Origin of the sequence: Streptomyces sp. GSL17-111, from assembly GCF_037911585.1 — a bacterium.
Classification (GTDB): domain Bacteria; phylum Actinomycetota; class Actinomycetes; order Streptomycetales; family Streptomycetaceae; genus Streptomyces.
The window spans coordinates 3113685-3130061 of sequence record NZ_JBAJNS010000001.1 but is presented as its reverse complement, the minus strand read 5'-3'; the positions used below and the strand labels follow the sequence as shown (position 1 = coordinate 3130061).

The window sequence follows — 16377 nt, the reverse complement described above, 5'->3', positions numbered from 1 at the left end:
CGCCCCCGGGGCGCGGGCGGCCCGGGCGGGGCCGCGCCCTCCGGCAGGCCCTCCGCCGGAGCGGTCGGGGCGCGCAGGAGAGCGCGGTGGGTACGGCGTCTGACCGGTCAGGCAGGCCAGGCGGGTCGGCCAGGCGGGTCAGACGGCGTAGTCACCGGTGAGGGTGACGGCGGCGGCCGCCGCGTCACCCGTCGAACCGGCGTCCGGGTCACGGTCGGTGATCTCCCCCGCCACCCAGGCGTCCACACCCCGGTCGGCGAGCGTGGTGAGCGCCGCGTCGGCGGCCTCGCGCGCCACGACGGCCACCATGCCGACGCCCATGTTCAGCGTCTTCTCCAGCTCCGCGCGGGTGACCCCGCCGACCCGGCCCACCGCGTCGAACACCGGGCCCGGCGCCCAGGTGGCGCGGTCCAGCGTCGCGTGCAGGTGGTCCGGCACGACGCGGGCCAGGTTCCCGGCCAGGCCGCCGCCGGTGATGTGCGCGAAGGCGTGCACCTCGGTGGTGCGGGTGAGGGCGAGGCAGTCCAGGGAGTAGATGCGGGTGGGCTCCAGCAGCTCCTCGCCCAGCGTCCGGCCGAACTCCGGCACGTCGCGGTCGAGCGCCCAGCCGGCCCGCTCCAGGAAGACGTGCCGCACCAGGGAGTACCCGTTCGAGTGAAGTCCGGAGGAGGCCATGCCGATGACGACGTCACCCGGACGGATGCGCTCGGCGCCCAGCAGCCGGTCGGCCTCCACGACGCCGGTGGCCGCACCGGCGACGTCGTACTCCTCCGGGCCCAGCAGCCCGGGGTGCTCGGCCGTCTCGCCGCCGACCAGGGCGCAGCCCGCCAGGACGCAGCCCTCGGCGATGCCCTTGACGATGGCCGAGACCCGCTCGGGCACGACCTTGCCCACGCAGATGTAGTCGGTGAGGAACAGCGGCTCCGCGCCGCACACCACGATGTCGTCCACGACCATCGCGACGAGGTCCTGGCCGATGGTGTCGTGCACGCCCATCCGCTGGGCGACGGCCACCTTCGTGCCGACGCCGTCCGTGGCCGAGGCGAGCAGCGGACGCTCGTAGCGCCCCAGCGCCGAGGCGTCGAACAGTCCGGCGAATCCGCCGAGGCCGCCGAGCGACTCCGGACGCTGGGCCTTGCGGACCCACTCCTTCATCAGGTCGACGGCGCGGTCGCCGGCCTCGATGTCCACGCCCGCGGTCTTGTAGGAAACGGGTTCGTGGGAAGCAGCGTCAGTCATGTCTCTCCCGTGGCGGGGCGCCGTGGTGCGGCGGTGGTCGGCCGGATCGGACGTCAGGGGCGGCGCAGCGCGTCGGCGCCGCCGGGCCCGGTCAACAGGGTCTGCACGCCGTCGGCGTCGGGACGCGCGGTGGTGTCGGCGTCGGACTCCAGGAAGTGCTTGCCCAGCAGCTCCGGGTCCGGCAGGTCCATGGGGTACTCGCCGTCGAAGCAGGCGCGGCAGAGGTTCGGCTTGGCGATCTTCGTCGCCTCGATCATGCCGTCGATGGAGATGTAGGAGAGCGAGTCGGCCCCGAGGGAGGTGCCGATCTCGTCGACGGTGAGCCCGTTGGCGATCAGCTCGGCCCGGGTGGCGAAGTCGATGCCGAAGAAGCACGGCCACTTGATCGGCGGCGACGAGATGCGGACGTGCACCTCGGCGGCGCCCGCCTCGCGCAGCATCCGCACCAGGGCCCGCTGGGTGTTGCCGCGCACGATCGAGTCGTCGACGACGACGAGCCGCTTGCCGCGGATGACCTCCTTCAGCGGGTTCAGCTTGAGCCGGATACCGAGCTGCCGGATGGTCTGCGACGGCTGGATGAACGTGCGTCCGACGTAGGAGTTCTTCACCAGGCCCGCGCCGAACGGGATGCCGCTCGCCTCCGCGTAGCCGATCGCGGCCGGGGTGCCGGACTCCGGGGTCGCTATGACGAGATCGGCCTCGGCCGGGGCCTCGGCGGCCAGCCGGCGACCCATCTCGACACGCGACAGGTAGACGTTGCGGCCTGCGATGTCGGTGTCGGGCCGGGCCAGGTAGACGTACTCGAAGACGCAGCCCTTCGGCCTGGCCTCGGCGAACCGGCTGCTGCGCAGACCGTCCTCGTCGACCGCGATCAGCTCACCGGGCTCGATCTCGCGGATGAACGACGCGCCGCAGATGTCCAGCGCGGCCGTCTCGCTGGCGACGACCCAGCCGCGCTCCAGCCGGCCCAGCACCAGCGGGCGGATGCCCTGCGGGTCGCGGGCGGCGTAGAGGGTGTGCTCGTCCATGAAGACGAAGGAGAAGGCGCCCTGGACGTGGGGCAGCACGCGCGGTGCCGCCTCCTCGACGGTGAGCGGCTTGCCGTCCTCGTCGGTCTGCCCGGCCAGCAGCGCGGTGACGAGGTCGGTGTCGTTGGTGGCCGCGACCTGGTTGGCCCGGCCGCTCCGGCGGCCGTCGGCGAGCGCGGCGACCATCTCGGCCAGCTCGGCGGTGTTCACCAGGTTGCCGTTGTGGCCGAGCGCGATCGACCCGTGGCCGGTGGCGCGGAAGGTGGGCTGCGCGTTCTCCCACACCGAGGCGCCGGTCGTCGAGTAGCGGGCGTGGCCGACGGCGATGTGGCCGCGCAGCGAGCCCAGCGACGTCTCGTCGAACACCTGGGAGACCAGGCCCATGTCCTTGAAGACCAGGATCTGCGAGCCGTTGCTCACCGCGATGCCGGCGGACTCCTGACCTCGGTGCTGCAGCGCGTACAGCCCGAAATAGGAGAGCTTGGCGACCTCTTCACCGGGGGCCCAGACGCCGAAGACGCCGCAGGCGTCCTGCGGACCTTTCTCGCCGGGAAGAAGATCGTGATTGAGTCGTCCATCACCACGTGCCACGCCGCCGAGTCTAGACGCGGCGGCCGGATACGCCGAACCGGGGAACCGGCGCGCAGCCGCTGACCAGGCCGGGAGGGTTTTCCTACGAGACGGACGTCACGGCGGCGTCAGCGATTCGCACGAGCACAGGGGCCGGGGCGGGCCCGGGCCGGGTCGGGGCGGGCCGTCAGCGCATCACGGGCAGGTGCGCGGAGAGGTCGGCACGGGCCCCCGTCGCCGTCACCGCGTGCGCGCTCACCGCGCGGTCCCACGCCAGCCGGCCGGTCGCCAGCCGCACCCAGGTCAGCGAGTCCGTCTCGACGACGTTGGGCGGAGTGCCCCGGGTGTGCCGCGGGCCCTCCGCGCACTGCACGACCGCGAAGGGCGGCACCCGCATCTCGACGGCGCCGCCCGGTGCCACGGCCGCCAGGGCGTCGGCGAGCACCCGGACGGTGGCGGCGAGCGCGTAGCGGTCCAGCGTGACGGGGGCGGCGAGGGCGCGGGCCAGGTCGTCGGAGTGGACGATCAGCTCGACGAGCCGGGTGACGGCGAAGTCCAGCGCCCGCATGGCCCCGAAGCGGTGCGGGAGCAGGACGTCGTCGCGGACGGCCATCTCCAGCACCGGCTCCAGCTCCTCGGTGGCCGCGTCGATCAGGGCGGCCGGGTCCCCGGCGCCGGCGGCGTCCTCCCGGGTGCGGGCGTCCAGCAGCTCGGAGATCCCCGCGGTGGAGGTGACCCAGGCCGTCAGCCCGGCCTGCGCCCGGTCGGCCTTCGGCGCCGGCTCGGCCAGCAGGCGCGGCACGGCGTCGATCTGGCCGGCGAGGTGCACCAGCAGGTGCCGGACGTCCCAGCCGGGGAGCGCGGTGGGCCGCGTCAGCTGGTCGCGGCTGACGCGGTGGGCGGCGGCGCGGACCGTCTCGGCCTGCGCGGCGAGCGCGTTGCGGACCCGGAGCGGATCGTAGGCGCGGGGCTTGCGGGAGGCTGCTGGCGGCATGGGGGGAGCGTAGCGGCCGGGCCCCCGCACTCCTCGCCTCCGTAGGCAGCACGGGTGGCGTGTGCCAGGATTCCGGCATGGCTGGCATCGCTGATCGGTATCTCGCGGACGACGAGGAGCTGGTGCACCTGACGCGCCAGCACTGGATGGAGACGGTGAGCGAGTTCGTGCTGCTCTGCCTGATCTGGTGCGGCGCGGGGCTGCTGCTGTGGGCCGTCCCGCAGGACGCCGGGTGGAGCGGTGGCGCGTCGCTCGTCGTGCTCGGGGCGGCGGCCGTCGCGTCGCTGTGGTGGGCCCTGGTGCCACTGCTGCGGTGGCGGTTCACCGTGTACATCCTCACCACGAAGCGGATCTACAAGCGGTCGGGCTTCCTGACGAAGCGCGGCCGGAGCATCCCGCTGGTGCGGGTGAACGACGTGTCGTTCCGGGCGCACCTGTGGCAGCGGCTGCTGGGGTACGGGACGCTGACCATCCAGTCGGCCTCCGAGCAGGGCGTGATGACGCTGCGGCACGTGCCGGACCCGGAGAGTCTGAAGGCGCTGATCTACCAGCAGGTGGACGAGGAGCAGCGGGGCGACGGCGTCCTGCGGTGATCGGCCGCCGGGCCGCGCCGCCCCGGGGACGCGCCCGGAACGCTGACGGGGCCCGGCGCGGGAGGGTCTCCTCCCGCGCCGGGCCCCGCTGCCGTGTGCCGTCGGGCCGGTGCCGTCGGGGTCAGGCGGCCGTCAGGCGAACAGACCGGGGATCGTCGCCTCCCACACCGAGCGCAGCTCGCTCAGCGGCAGGGAGAACTGGCCCTGGAGCTCGACCGCGTCGCCGTCGACCACGCCGATCCGGGTGGCGGGCAGGCCGCGTGCGCCGCACATGTCCGTGAACCGCAGCTCCTCGCTGCGCGGCACGGAGACGACGGCCCGGCCCTGCGACTCGGAGAACAGGAACACGAACGGGTCCAGCCCGTCGGGCGTGACGAGCCGGGCCCCGGCGCCGCCGCGCAGGCAGGACTCGACGACCGCCTGGACGAGGCCGCCGTCGCTCAGGTCGTGCGCGGCGTCGATCATGCCGTCCCGCGAGGCGGAGATCAGGATCTCCGCGAGCAGCCGCTCCCGCTCCAGGTCGACGGCCGGGGGCCGGCCGCCGAGGTGGTCGTGGACGACCTGGGACCAGGCCGAGCCGCCGAGCTCCTCGCGGGTGTCCCCCAGCAGGTAGAGGAGCTGGCCCTCCTCGGCGAACGCCATCGGGGTGCGCCGGGTGACGTCGTCGATGACGCCGAGGACGCCGACGACCGGCGTCGGGTGGATGGCGACGTCACCGGTCTGGTTGTAGAGCGAGACGTTGCCGCCGGTCACGGGGGTGCCGAGGACCTGGCAGGCGTCGGCCAGGCCCCGGCAGGCCTCGGCGAACTGCCACATGCCCGCCGGGTCCTCCGGCGAGGGGAAGTTCAGGCAGTCGGTGACGGCGAGCGGCTTCGCGCCGGTCGCGGCGACGTTGCGGTAGGACTCGGCGAGGGCCAGCTGGGCGCCCGCGTACGGGTCGAGCTTGGCGTAGCGGCCGTTGCCGTCGGTGGAGACGGCGACGCCGAGGTTGGTCTCCTCGTCGACGCGGATCATGCCGCTGTCCTCGGGCTGTGCCAGGACGGTGTTGCCGAGCACGTACTTGTCGTACTGCGCGGTGATCCACGACTTGTCGGCCTGGTTCGGTGAGCCGACGAGGCGCAGGACCTGCGCGCGCAGCGCGTCGCCGTCCTGCGGGCGGGCGAGCGCCTCGGCGGCGTCCGCCTGGAGGGCGTCGAGCCACTCGGGGCGGGCCATCGGGCGCTCGTAGACCGGGCCGTCGTGCGCGACGGTGCGCGGCGGGACGTCGACGATCTGCTCGCCGTGCCAGAAGATCTCCAGCCGGTCGCCGTCGGTGACCTCGCCGATGACGGTCGCGGTGACGTCCCACTTCTCGCAGATGGCGAGGAAGCGGTTCACCTTCGACGGCTCCACGACGGCGCACATGCGCTCCTGCGACTCGCTCATGAGGATCTCCTCGGGCGAGAGGGTCGCGTCGCGCAGCGGCACGTCGTCCAGCTCGACGCGCATGCCGCCGGTGCCGTTGGAGGCCAGCTCGGAGGTGGCGCAGGAGAGCCCGGCCGCGCCGAGGTCCTGGATGCCGACGACCAGCTCCTCGGCGAACGCCTCGAGGGTGCACTCGATGAGCAGCTTCTCCTGGAAGGGGTCGCCGACCTGCACGGCGGGCCGCTTCGAGGGCTTCGTCGAGTCGAAGGTCTCGGAGGCGAGGATCGACGCGCCGCCGATGCCGTCGCCGCCGGTGCGGGCGCCGTAGAGGATGACCTTGTTGCCGACGCCGCTGGCCTTGGCGAGGTGGATGTCCTCGTGCTTCATCACGCCGACGCACAGCGCGTTCACCAGCGGGTTGCCCTGGTAGCAGGCGTCGAAGACGACCTCGCCGCCGATGTTGGGCAGGCCCAGGCAGTTGCCGTAGCCGCCGATGCCCGCGACGACGCCGGGCAGCACACGGCGGGTGTCGGGGTGGTCGGCGGCGCCGAAGCGCAGCGGGTCCATCACCGCGACCGGGCGGGCGCCCATGGCGATGATGTCCCGCACGATGCCGCCGATGCCGGTGGCCGCGCCCTGGTAGGGCTCGACGTAGGACGGGTGGTTGTGCGACTCGACCTTGAAGGTGACGGCGTAGCCCTGGCCGACGTCGACGACGCCCGCCTGCTCGCCGATGCCGACGAGCATGGCCTCGGACGCGGGCGCCTTCTCGCCGAACTGCTTCAGGTGGACCTTGCTGCTCTTGTACGAGCAGTGCTCGGACCACATCACCGAGTACATGGCGAGCTCGGCGCCGGTGGGGCGGCGGCCGAGGATCTCGCGGATCTGCTCGTACTCGTTCTCCTTCAGCCCCAGCTCGGCCCAGGGCTGGGGGGCGTCCGGGGTTCCGGCCGCGTGCTTGACGGTGTCGAGGGTCATCAGGCGTTCACCAGCTGCTTGAGTACGGAGGTGAAGAAGGGCAGCCCCTCGGTCGTCGGCCCGGTGAGGGTCTCGACGGCGTGCTCGGGGTGCGGCATGAGGCCGACGACGTTGCCGGCGGCGTTGGTGATCCCGGCGATGTCGCGGCGGGAGCCGTTGGGGTTGCCGTCCAGGTAGCGGACGACGACGCGGCCCTCGGCCTCCAGCTCGTCCAGCGTGCGCTCGTCGGCGACGTAACCGCCCTCACCGTTCTTCAGCGGGACGGTGATCTCCTGGCCCGCGCGGTAGTCACGGGTCCAGGCGGTGTCGGCGTTCTCGACGGTGAGCCGCTGGTCGCGACAGACGAAGTGCAGGTGGTCGTTGCGGGTGAGGGCGCCGGGCAGCAGGTGCGACTCGCAGAGCACCTGGAAGCCGTTGCAGATGCCGAGGACGGGCATTCCGGCCCGGGCCTGCTCGATGACCGTCCCCATGACGGGCGAGAAGCGGGCGATGGCGCCGCAGCGCAGGTAGTCGCCGTAGGAGAAGCCGCCCGGCAGGACGACCGCGTCGACCTGCCGCAGGTCGGTGTCCCGGTGCCACAGCTTGACGGGCTCGCCACCCGCGATGCGGACGGCGCGCAGCGCGTCGGCGTCGTCGAGGGAGCCGGGGAACGTCACGACTCCGATCCGCGTGGTCATGCCGGGGCTCCTTCCTGGGCCCCGGCAGCCTCGACGCGGACGGTGAAGTCCTCGATGACGGTGTTGGCCAGGAACGTCTCGGCCATCTCGCGGACGCGGGCGAGCGCGGCGTCGTCCACCGGCCCCTCCACGTCCAGCTCGAAACGCTTCCCCTGACGGACGTCCTTGATGCCCTCGAAACCCAGCCGCGGCAGCGCGCGCTGCACGGCCTGACCCTGGGGGTCGAGGATCTCCGGCTTGAGCATGACGTCGACTACGACGCGAGCCACAGGTACTCCTGGTGGTGTTGATCTTGGCTGCCCGGTGCCGCGTCCCGCCGGGGGCCTGGGTGAGCCCCTCGGTTCCTGCGCGACCGCAGCTTCAGCGTACCGGGCGAGAAATTCTACGCGGGTAGATATCATCCGTCATTTATCACGTTCACATCTCGGGGGCCAGAAACCCTGCACGAAACGACGGGAAAAACGTAGGGTCCGATAGCGGCATGACACGCGGAGGAAATTACGCGGGCTTCACCATGCAATGATGGCCGCTGTAGAAAGGAATACGCGGCGTCCGCTCGCCCGTGATCCCCCGCGTCGCCGCACGTCAGATTGGGTTTGCCGACCCACTGAGGCAGGGATCCTCCCGAAAGGACCGATATCCGTGGCACAGCGCGTTGTGGTCACACTCTCCGACGATCTGGAAGGCGGGGAAGCCGTCGAGACCGTCACGTTCGGACTCGACGGGAAGACGTACGAGATCGATCTCAGCACGGCAAACGCCAAAAAGCTGCGTGGTGCGCTGGCCCCCTATGTGCGGGCCGGCCGGAAGCGGGCACGGACGGGGAAGACGTTTCGGCACACGGCACTCGCCCCCGACCCGCAGACGGTCCGCGCCTGGGCGCAGTCCAACGGGTACGACGTCCCGGCCCGCGGCAGGATCCCGAAGAAGGTCTACGAGGCGTTCAGCTCCGCGAGTTGAGCCTCCACGCGGCGGCCCGGGGAAGCGCCCGCCCCGGCGGGCGCCGGCCCCCCTCCGGCAACCGGGTGCGACGGAGGCCCTCTTGCCGACCCTGGGCGGAACGCCGCCCACCGCTCCGCCCGGCGCCGACTTGCATCCGCCCCCGGGTGATCGGCTAGAGTCTGGAACACGCCGCGAGGGCGGGCCGGAAACGGTCCGACATCGCAGGTCACGCGGGTGTAGCTCAGTAGTAGAGCGCCCTCTTTCCAAGAGGGAGGCGCAGTGTGCAATCCCTGTCACCCGCTCCGCGTACTCAACCGGTCCTCGCGATCGGGTAGAGTATCTGTTGCGCCACTCGGTGAGAGCCGGGTGGAAGCGTGCGGACGTAGCTCAGTTGGTAGAGCGCAACCTTGCCAAGGTTGAGGTCGCGAGTTCGAGCCTCGTCGTCCGCTCCATCGAGAAGGCCCCGCCCTCCCAGAGGTCGGGGCCTTCCGCATCTTCTCGTTTCCCTCTCAAGCCCTCCCCTCCCCCGGTGGGCGCGGGCGGGCTGACATTTGTCATCCCGCCCGATGACAGCCCGCACTGCTCGCCGCCCCCGCCGCAGGAGAGGCTTCGGGTATGCGGCATCAGGAACAAGCGATCGAGGTGAGCGGGCTGTGGCGGCGCTACGGCCCGAAGGGTGAGGGCGGTTTCGACGCCGTCCGCGGACTGGACTTCACCGTGGCGCGCGGCGAACTCTTCGCGCTGCTCGGCACGAACGGCGCGGGCAAGACGTCCACCGTCGAACTGCTGGAGGGGCTGGAGCGACCGAGCCGCGGCACCGTCCGGGTGCTCGGCCACGATCCGTACGGCGAGCGACGGGCGGTCCGTCCGCGCATCGGCATCATGCTCCAGGAGGGCGGCTTCCCCGCCGACCTGAGCGTCCGCGAGACCGCCCGCATGTGGGCGGGCATCACCACCGACCCCCGCGACATCGGCGAGACCCTGGACCTGGTCGGCCTCGGGCGGCGCGAGAAGGTGCGGATCAAGCAGCTGTCCGGCGGCGAGCGGCGGCGCCTGGACCTGGCCCTGGCCCTGCTCGGCCACCCCGAGGTGCTGTTCCTGGACGAACCCACGACGGGGATGGACCCGGAGGGACGCCAGGACACCTGGCGACTGGTGCGCGAACTGCGTGCCCGGGGCACGACGGTGGTGCTGACGACGCACTACCTGGAGGAGGCCGAGGAGCTGGCCGACCGGCTGGCGATCATGCGCGAGGGACGCATCGTCGTCGCGGGCACCCCCGCCGAGGTCACGGCGGCGCGGCCGTCCCGCATCCGCTTCGACCTGCCGGAGGGCGTGCTGCCCGCGCGGCTGCCCCTGTCGGTGCCGGCCGCCGTCGACGGACGCCGCGTCGAGGTGCGCACCGACCGGCTGCAGGAGGCGCTGACCGAACTCCTGCTGTGGGCCCGCCGCGAGGAGCTGACGCTGGAAGGACTCGACGCCAGGTCGGCGACGTTGGAGGAGGCGTTTCTGGAGATCGCCCGCGGTGGCCCGGGGGCCGACGCACCGGGCGGGCACGAGCACGCGGAGGTGGCGGCATGAACACGGTGGTCATGACACGGATGCGGGCGCTGGGCCGGGCCGAGATGACCCTACTGCTGCGCAACCGCACGGCGCTCTTCACGGCGATGCTGATGCCGCTGCTCTTCGTCCTCTTCACGCGCATGTCGGTGACGGAGGAGGCGCTGGACGCCACGGGGTTCAGCGTCGGCGGGCTCGTCCTGTCGGCCGGGCTGGGCATCGTCCTCGTCCTCGTCGTCTACTCCAACCTCGTCGCCTCGTTCGTGGCCCGCCGCCAGGAGTTGACGCTGAAGCGGCTGCGCACCGGGGAGCCCTCAGGCGCGGAGATCCTCGGGGGCACGGCGCTGCCCTCGGTCGCGATCGGCCTCACGCAGTGCGCGGTACTCGTCGTCGCCGGGGTGCTGGCGCTGGACGTGCGGGCACCGGCGCGGGTGGACGTGCTGCTCGCCGGACTGCTGGTGGGCGTGGTCATGATGACGGCACTGGCCGCCGCGACCTCGGCGTTCACCAAGAGCACGGAGAGCGCGCAGCTGACCGTCCTGCCGCTGATGATGCTCTCCCTCATCGGCTCGGGGCTGATGGTGCCGCTGGAGATGCTGCCCGACGGCCTCGCGGCGGTCGCCCGGCTGCTGCCGCTCAGCCCGGTCATGGAGCTGGTCCGGCACGGCTGGCTCGGGGAGGGCGACGGCGTGGACGTGCTGCGGGCCCTCGGCCTGTCGGTGGTCTGGTGCGCGCTGGCGGTGTTTGCTGTACGGCGGTGGTTCCGCTGGGAGCCGCGCCGCTGAGCGGCGCCGGGGCCGACGGTCGCGGGCGGTCGCAGGGGACGCGAGACGATGCCGGCGATGCGGGCAGTTGCGGGCGATGAGAACGGGAAGAGGCGGATGGGCACGGTGTCGCCGAGGGTGCTGACGGCCTGGTGGGACCGGCGCAGCGATCCGGCCCGGATCGAGCTGTACACCCGCTGGACGTTCCACTTCTTCTTCGTCTGCGAGGCGTTCGGCTTCGCGCCGACGGCCGTGCTCGCGGCCTCCGTCCTGTGGGCGAAGGGCGTGCTGGCGGGCACGGTCGTCGTCCACGCGGTCCTCGGCGCGGTGGCCACGTCCCGCGCGCTGGACTGGGCGCTCGGCCGCCGCGACCGTCCCACCGGGCTCCTCGCCACCCAGGGCGTGCTGGCCGTGCTCGTGGGGACGGCGTCGATGGTGCTGCACGGCATCGGTCGGCAACCGGACTTCGGGGTGGCGATGACGCTGTGCGGCGGCCTCCTGGCGTTCGCGGCGACACCGCTCGTCATCAACCTGCGCCGGGCCCGGCAGGTCCTGTGGCTGGTGTGCGGGGCGACGGCGCTGGCGGCCGGCCTGGCGCTGGCGGTCACGGGCGCGCTCCGTGGGCTCGTCGCGGCGGCGGTCTTCACCCTGCTGCTGACCGGTGCCATGGCGTTCACCGGGCGCTTCTCGGCCTGGCTGCTGGGCGCGGTGCTGGAACTGGACGCCGCCCGCGAGACGCAGGCGCGGCTCGCGGTCGCGGAGGAGCGCCTGCGCTTCGGACGGGACCTGCACGACGTGCTCGGGCGCAACCTGTCCGTCATCGCGCTCAAGAGCGAGCTGGCCGCGCAGCTGGCGCAGCGCGGGTCGGCCGCGGCGGTGGAGCAGATGGCCGAGGTGCAGCGCATCGCGCGGGAGTCGCAGCGGGAGATGCGGGACGTCGTGCGCGGCTACCGCGAGGCCGGGCTCGACGCCGAACTGGCGGGGGCGCGCGGGGTGCTGGAGGCCGCCGGGATCAGCTGCCGTATCGACACCGGCCGGGAGGCCCGGCTGCCGCAGCCGGTGCAGTCGGCGCTGGCCTGGGTCGTCCGGGAGGGAACGACGAACGTCCTGCGGCACGCGGACGCCGCGCAGTGCACCATCACGCTGCGGGCCGGGACCGGCCGCACGGTGCTGACCATGGAGAACGACGGGGTGCGGCACCGGCCGCAGGCGCGGACGACGGGCGTCGGCACGGGCCTGCCGGGGCTGCGCGAACGGCTGGGCCCGCTGCACGGGACGCTGACCGCCGGGTCCGTCGCCGACGGGCGGTTCCGGCTCACCGCCGAGCTCCCCACGCACGACACGGCGTGGGACGACGAAGGGTGCCGATGACGATCCGGGTCCTGCTCGCCGACGACGAGCACCTCATCCGTGGCGCGTTGGCCGCGCTGCTCGCCCTGGAGGACGACCTGACGGTCGTGGCCGAGGCGGCGTCGGGCCCCGAGGCCCTGGCCATGGCCCGCGCGCACGCGCCGGACGTGGCGGTCCTCGACCTCCAGATGCCGGGGACGGACGGCGTCGCCGTCGCCGAGGCCCTGCGCACGGACCTGCCCGGCTGCACGACGATGATCGTCACCGGGCACGGTCGGCCGGGGCATCTCAAGCGGGCGCTCGCGGCGGGCGTGCGCGGCTTCCTGCCCAAGACGGTGTCGGCGCAGCGGCTCGCGGAGATCATCCGCAGCGTGCACGGCGGCGACCGGTACGTGGACCCGGAACTGGCCGCCGACGCCATCAGTTCCGGCGACTCCCCGCTGACCGCCCGCGAGGCGGAGCTGCTGGAGCTGGCCGCCGACGGTGCTCCGATCGCCGACATCGCCCGGCGCGCGGCCCTGGCCCAGGGCACCGTCCGCAACTACCTCTCCTCGGCGGCGGCCAAGCTGGGGGCGGAGAACCGGCACGCGGCGGTGCGCGCGGCCCGGGAGCGCGGCTGGGTGTGAGACGGCGGACGTCCGGCGGGGCGGACGTCCGGCGGGGCGGGGGCGGCCGTGCGGGACACGGTGGGTGCCGGCGCGGGTGTGGCATATACTCGGCTGCGCGCCGCAGGGCGCAGTGCGGACGTAGCTCAGTTGGTAGAGCGCAACCTTGCCAAGGTTGAGGTCGCGAGTTCGAGCCTCGTCGTCCGCTCCGCAGGGTGCAGGGCCCCGGCATCGCCGGGGCCCTGCGTCGTGTCGGCACCCCGCCCGCTCCCCCCGCGTCCCGGGGCGGCCGGAGCGGAAATCCGGCCGCACCTGGGCCGGAGCCTTCGCGGTGATCGCCGGGCGCACTACGCTGGCCGGACGACGCCGTCCGCCGCTCCGGGAGTCAAGTTGGCCTGTGATCTCTGGCTGGTTCCGCTCGTCGACGTGCTGTGCCACAGTCCCGACAACCCGTTGGCCGAGGAGATCGCCGCCTACGACAAGGCCCTGCACCAGGCGGGCCTGCCCCCGGTGCCCGTGCACGGCTACATGCCCGGCCTGTCCGGGGACGTCGCGCCCGTGGCCGGGTTCGACTACGACGCCCTGCACTTCCTGCGCCGTGCCTACCTGCTGCACCTGCACGGCCTCCAGGTGACGCCGGTGGACTCACTGGGCAGCGACTACGAGCAGCTGCTGGAGATGTTCGAGGCGACCGCCAAACAGTCGCACCTCGTGTGGCACTACGACCACGCGGGCGCGTACGTCCCGCTGGACTTCGCGGCGCCGCTGACGGGCGGCGAGCTGATGGAGTCGGGCGGGCCGCTGGGGTCCAGCCACGGGCTGCTGCGGGAACTGCACGCCGTGGCGCCCGTGCTCGGGATCGACCCGGACAACCCGCCGCCCGCCCCGCCGCCGCCCGCCGGGCCGACGGAGCTGAGCGAGCCCGCCGCCGCTCCCCCGCCCGAGCTCGCGGAGGGGCCGTTCGCCCGGGAGCGGCACGTGTGGCTCGGTCTGCACGCCGCCACGACGCGCAGTCTGGCGCAGGGGTCGATGATCGTCTTTTCCTGACGCCCCGGGGCACCGGGCCGGCGAGTCACCGGGCCGGCGGGCTATCGGGGATTCTCGGGTGGCCGCTGCCGGGGCATGTTGGGTCGGGCCCCGGGCGGCGGGACGGAGAAGCGGGCGAAGCCGCCCGGTGTGCTCGGCTCGTGCCGGGCGGAGGACCAGTGTGCCGGGGGCGCGTGCCGGTCCGGGCGCGGCACCGGGCCGGCGCGGAACCGCTCCATCCACTCGGCGGTCTCGTCCCGCACCAGCTCCGTCAGGTCCTCGCTGAAGCGCCGGAGGAGGGCCAGGCAGCGATCGGCCGCCTCACCCGCCGTGCCCTCGGCCGGGCCGAGCACCTCCCGGACGGCCTCGGCCGCCCAGTCGTACTGGAGGGTCTCCAGGCGACGTTGGACGGCCTGGGCGGTGGCGACGTCCCGCATCCAGCCCGCCGTACAGCCGAACCAGCGGTCGGCGCCGAAGCACACGGCCGCGCCGATCAGAGACAGGAGACCCCAGGCGGCGCTCTCCGGCCGGACGCCGGTGAGCTCCAGGGCGGGCAGGACCGCTCCGCCGACGACGCCGAGCGCCGTCCCGGCCCGCAACAGGCGCGCGCCCCGCCGCTTCCACGCCCGGTCCGCCAGGTACCAGGCGACGACGTCGAGCGCGCGCTGCTCCACCCAAGGGAACAGCTCGTCGAGCCGCTCGGCCGGCTCCCCCCAGTCCCCCGGCGGGAAGGTGCGCCCGAGCAGGTCGCCCCGGCCCTCCCGCCCGCCACCCCCGGGCTCCTTCTCCGGCTGACTCACCCGCCACTCCCAACCACAGGCCGCTCTCGCACCTCACCAAGCACTCCTTCCTACCGTCTGGCGCACGGCCGTTCAGGCGCATTTCCCTCGGTTTCGGCGCCGAAGGGGCCTCCGGTCAGGTAAGGCGTCCCCACGTCACTCACCCGAACGAGTGGGTGACGCACGGCCGCCGACCTTGCCGTCGCCGTGGTCGCCGTCGCAGCCGTCGCAGCCGTCGTGTTCCTGTGGTGTCCGTCACCGCGCTCGGACGGCCCCCGGTGGACACGTTCGGCCCACCGGCCGGTCACCGCATAGGCTTCGGTGCGTGAAGGTCCTCGTCATCGGCGGCGGCGCCCGCGAACACGCCCTGTGCCGCTCCCTCTCCCTCGACCCTGACGTCACCGCGCTGCACTGCGCTCCCGGCAACGCGGGGATCGCCGAGGTGGCGACCCTGCACGCGGTGGACCCCCTCGACGGCACGGCCGTCGCCGAACTGGCCGGTGCCCTCGGGCTCGGCGGCGGCGACCTCGTGGTCGTCGGCCCGGAGGCCCCGCTCGTCGCCGGAGTGGCCGACGCCGTCCGCGCCCGTGGCGTCCCCGCCTTCGGCCCGTCCGCCGAGGCGGCCCGGCTGGAGGGGTCCAAGGCGTTCGCGAAGGACGTCATGGCCGCGGCCGGCGTCCCGACGGCCCGCGCGTACGTCTGCACGACCGAGCCGGAGGTCGACGAGGCGCTGGACGCCTTCGGCCCCCCGTACGTGGTGAAGGACGACGGGCTCGCCGCCGGCAAGGGCGTCGTCGTCACCGGCGACCTGGCCGCCGCGCGCGCCCACGCGCTCTCCTGCGAGCGGGTCGTCATCGAGGAGTTCCTCGACGGCCCGGAGGTGTCGCTGTTCGCGGTGACCGACGGCGAGACCGTCGTGCCGCTGCGGCCCGCCCAGGACTTCAAGCGGGCCCACGACGCCGACGAGGGCCCCAACACCGGCGGCATGGGGGCCTACGCGCCGCTGCCGTGGGCCGACCCGAAGCTGGTGGACGAGGTCGTCGACACCGTCCTCCAGCCCACCGTGGACGAACTGCGCCGCAGGGGGACCCCGTTCGCCGGGCTGCTGTACGCGGGGCTCGCGGTGACGTCGCGCGGCGTGCGGGTCATCGAGTTCAACGCCCGCTTCGGCGACCCGGAGACGCAGGCCGTGCTGGCGCTGCTCCGGACACCGCTCGCGGCCCTGCTGCACGCCGCCGCGACCGGTGAGCTGGCCGCCTTCCCGCCGCTGCGCTGGACCGAGGGCGCCGCCGTCACCGTCGTGGTCGCGGCCAAGGATTACCCGGCCGCGCCGCGCACCGGTGACCCGGTCGAGGGCCTGGACGAGGTGGCCGCCGAGGACGCCCCGGACGCCTACGTGCTGCACGCGGGGACCAAGCGCTCCGACGACGGCCGGATCGTGAGCGCGGGCGGCCGTGTGCTGTCCGTGACGGCCACGGGGCCGGACCTCACCGTGGCGCGCGAGCGTGCCTACCGCGCCGTGCGCCGGATCTCCCTGGACGGCTCGCACCACCGCACCGACATCGCCCGCGCGGCCGCCGAGGACGCCCGGGCCGCCGGGCCCGTCGGCTGACGCCTGCGGGCCACGTCCCGGGCCACCTGTGGGCCGCCTGTGGGTCCCTGGGGGAGTACCGCCGGTAACGGAACCAATCGGGGCACCTACGGCAGCGGGCCGTCCGCAAGAGCTCTACCCAAAGCCATTCCATCGAGTGACCGTCGCCCGTGACCCGCTGACGGGCGGGCACCGGCCGCACTAGGGTTCCGCGCGGCGGGCACGGCGTGACGTGCGGCACCGACGGGCCCTCGGCCCGCCGTCGTCGCAGGTCACG

The 16377-nt window shown here is 73.5% G+C and carries 15 protein-coding genes and 3 tRNA genes; 11 read left to right on the top strand and 7 right to left on the bottom strand.

Features of this window, described 5'->3' with window-relative positions:
• Nucleotides 1-138: 138 nt before the first annotated feature.
• The 3 genes from purM to V6D49_RS13930 form a co-directional block, all read right to left on the bottom strand.
• Entirely contained in the window at nucleotides 139-1239 is a 1101-nt protein-coding gene (purM, locus tag V6D49_RS13940) for a phosphoribosylformylglycinamidine cyclo-ligase (protein WP_340559959.1), read from the bottom strand.
• 53 nt (nucleotides 1240-1292) lie between these two features.
• Nucleotides 1293-2858: an amidophosphoribosyltransferase gene (gene purF, locus V6D49_RS13935; protein WP_340559957.1), complete on the bottom strand. Its 1566-nt coding sequence runs from the start codon at nucleotides 2856-2858 to the stop codon at nucleotides 1293-1295.
• Between the two features lie 166 nt (nucleotides 2859-3024).
• On the bottom strand, nucleotides 3025-3831 hold the full coding sequence (locus V6D49_RS13930) for a sterol carrier family protein (RefSeq protein ID WP_340559955.1): 807 nt from the start codon (nucleotides 3829-3831) through the stop codon (nucleotides 3025-3027).
• Nucleotides 3832-3908: 77 nt separating this feature from the next.
• Here V6D49_RS13930 and V6D49_RS13925 point away from each other — a divergent pair, with 77 nt between their 5' ends.
• The gene (locus V6D49_RS13925; protein ID WP_340559953.1) at nucleotides 3909-4424 is read left to right on the top strand and encodes a PH domain-containing protein; all 516 of its coding nucleotides are present in this window, start codon (nucleotides 3909-3911) and stop codon (nucleotides 4422-4424) included.
• 132 nt (nucleotides 4425-4556) lie between these two features.
• Here V6D49_RS13925 and purL read toward each other — a convergent pair whose 3' ends face one another.
• The 3 genes from purL to purS are packed head-to-tail and all read right to left on the bottom strand — an operon-like array spanning nucleotide 4557 to nucleotide 7752.
• Nucleotides 4557-6806, bottom strand: a complete 2250-nt coding sequence (gene purL, locus V6D49_RS13920; protein WP_340559952.1) for a phosphoribosylformylglycinamidine synthase subunit PurL — start codon at nucleotides 6804-6806, stop codon at nucleotides 4557-4559.
• Nucleotides 6806-7483, bottom strand: a complete 678-nt coding sequence (gene purQ, locus V6D49_RS13915; RefSeq protein ID WP_340559951.1) for a phosphoribosylformylglycinamidine synthase subunit PurQ — start codon at nucleotides 7481-7483, stop codon at nucleotides 6806-6808. Before purQ ends, purL begins: the two co-directional genes overlap by 1 nt.
• A complete protein-coding gene (gene purS, locus V6D49_RS13910; protein ID WP_340559950.1) occupies nucleotides 7480-7752 on the bottom strand; it encodes a phosphoribosylformylglycinamidine synthase subunit PurS in 273 nt (90 codons plus the stop codon). The genes purQ and purS overlap by 4 nt, the downstream gene beginning before the upstream one ends.
• Before the next feature lie 373 nt (nucleotides 7753-8125).
• On the opposite strand from purS, the gene V6D49_RS13905 reads away from it, so the two are divergent.
• From V6D49_RS13905 to V6D49_RS13865, 9 genes are all read left to right on the top strand, one after another.
• The gene (locus tag V6D49_RS13905; protein WP_340559949.1) at nucleotides 8126-8443 is read left to right on the top strand and encodes a histone-like nucleoid-structuring protein Lsr2; all 318 of its coding nucleotides are present in this window, start codon (nucleotides 8126-8128) and stop codon (nucleotides 8441-8443) included.
• 212 nt (nucleotides 8444-8655) lie between these two features.
• A tRNA-Gly gene (locus V6D49_RS13900) sits at nucleotides 8656-8727 on the top strand.
• Between the two features lie 74 nt (nucleotides 8728-8801).
• Nucleotides 8802-8877 (top strand) — tRNA-Gly (locus V6D49_RS13895).
• Between the two features lie 163 nt (nucleotides 8878-9040).
• A complete protein-coding gene (locus tag V6D49_RS13890) occupies nucleotides 9041-10006 on the top strand; it encodes an ABC transporter ATP-binding protein (RefSeq protein WP_340559947.1) in 966 nt (321 codons plus the stop codon).
• Nucleotides 10003-10770, top strand: coding sequence for an ABC transporter permease (locus V6D49_RS13885; protein WP_340559946.1), 768 nt, complete (start codon nucleotides 10003-10005; stop codon nucleotides 10768-10770). Before V6D49_RS13890 ends, V6D49_RS13885 begins: the two co-directional genes overlap by 4 nt.
• A 96-nt stretch (nucleotides 10771-10866) precedes the next feature.
• Entirely contained in the window at nucleotides 10867-12120 is a 1254-nt protein-coding gene (locus V6D49_RS13880) for a sensor histidine kinase (RefSeq protein WP_340559944.1), read from the top strand.
• Nucleotides 12117-12725 carry a response regulator transcription factor gene (locus tag V6D49_RS13875; RefSeq protein WP_340559942.1) on the top strand — a complete coding sequence of 203 codons (609 nt, stop codon included), beginning with the start codon at nucleotides 12117-12119 and terminating at the stop codon, nucleotides 12723-12725. The genes V6D49_RS13880 and V6D49_RS13875 overlap by 4 nt, the downstream gene beginning before the upstream one ends.
• Nucleotides 12726-12839: 114 nt before the next feature.
• Nucleotides 12840-12912 (top strand) — tRNA-Gly (locus tag V6D49_RS13870).
• A gap of 182 nt (nucleotides 12913-13094) precedes the next feature.
• Nucleotides 13095-13751, top strand: a complete 657-nt coding sequence (locus V6D49_RS13865) for a hypothetical protein (protein ID WP_340559941.1) — start codon at nucleotides 13095-13097, stop codon at nucleotides 13749-13751.
• 41 nt (nucleotides 13752-13792) lie between these two features.
• On the opposite strand, the gene V6D49_RS13860 is transcribed toward V6D49_RS13865, so the two are convergent.
• Entirely contained in the window at nucleotides 13793-14530 is a 738-nt protein-coding gene (locus V6D49_RS13860; RefSeq protein WP_340559940.1) for an SLATT domain-containing protein, read from the bottom strand.
• Nucleotides 14531-14834: 304 nt separating this feature from the next.
• Here V6D49_RS13860 and purD point away from each other — a divergent pair, with 304 nt between their 5' ends.
• A complete protein-coding gene (gene purD / locus V6D49_RS13855) occupies nucleotides 14835-16121 on the top strand; it encodes a phosphoribosylamine--glycine ligase (protein ID WP_340559938.1) in 1287 nt (428 codons plus the stop codon).
• The last annotated feature ends 256 nt before the right edge of the window (nucleotides 16122-16377 follow it).

Excerpts from the sequence above, each read along its gene's own strand:
- purM (WP_340559959.1), bottom strand. The coding sequence starts at position 1,239 with ATGACTGACGCTGCTTCCCACGAACCCGTTTCCTACAAGACCGCGGGC.
- V6D49_RS13930 (WP_340559955.1), bottom strand. The coding sequence starts at position 3,831 with ATGCCGCCAGCAGCCTCCCGCAAGCCCCGCGCCTACGATCCGCTCCGG.
- V6D49_RS13925 (WP_340559953.1), top strand. The coding sequence starts at position 3,909 with ATGGCTGGCATCGCTGATCGGTATCTCGCGGACGACGAGGAGCTGGTG.
- purL (WP_340559952.1), bottom strand. The coding sequence starts at position 6,806 with ATGACCCTCGACACCGTCAAGCACGCGGCCGGAACCCCGGACGCCCCC.
- purQ (WP_340559951.1), bottom strand. The coding sequence starts at position 7,483 with ATGACCACGCGGATCGGAGTCGTGACGTTCCCCGGCTCCCTCGACGAC.
- V6D49_RS13890 (WP_340559947.1), top strand. The coding sequence starts at position 9,041 with ATGCGGCATCAGGAACAAGCGATCGAGGTGAGCGGGCTGTGGCGGCGC.
- V6D49_RS13885 (WP_340559946.1), top strand. The coding sequence starts at position 10,003 with ATGAACACGGTGGTCATGACACGGATGCGGGCGCTGGGCCGGGCCGAG.
- V6D49_RS13880 (WP_340559944.1), top strand. The coding sequence starts at position 10,867 with ATGGGCACGGTGTCGCCGAGGGTGCTGACGGCCTGGTGGGACCGGCGC.
- V6D49_RS13875 (WP_340559942.1), top strand. The coding sequence starts at position 12,117 with ATGACGATCCGGGTCCTGCTCGCCGACGACGAGCACCTCATCCGTGGC.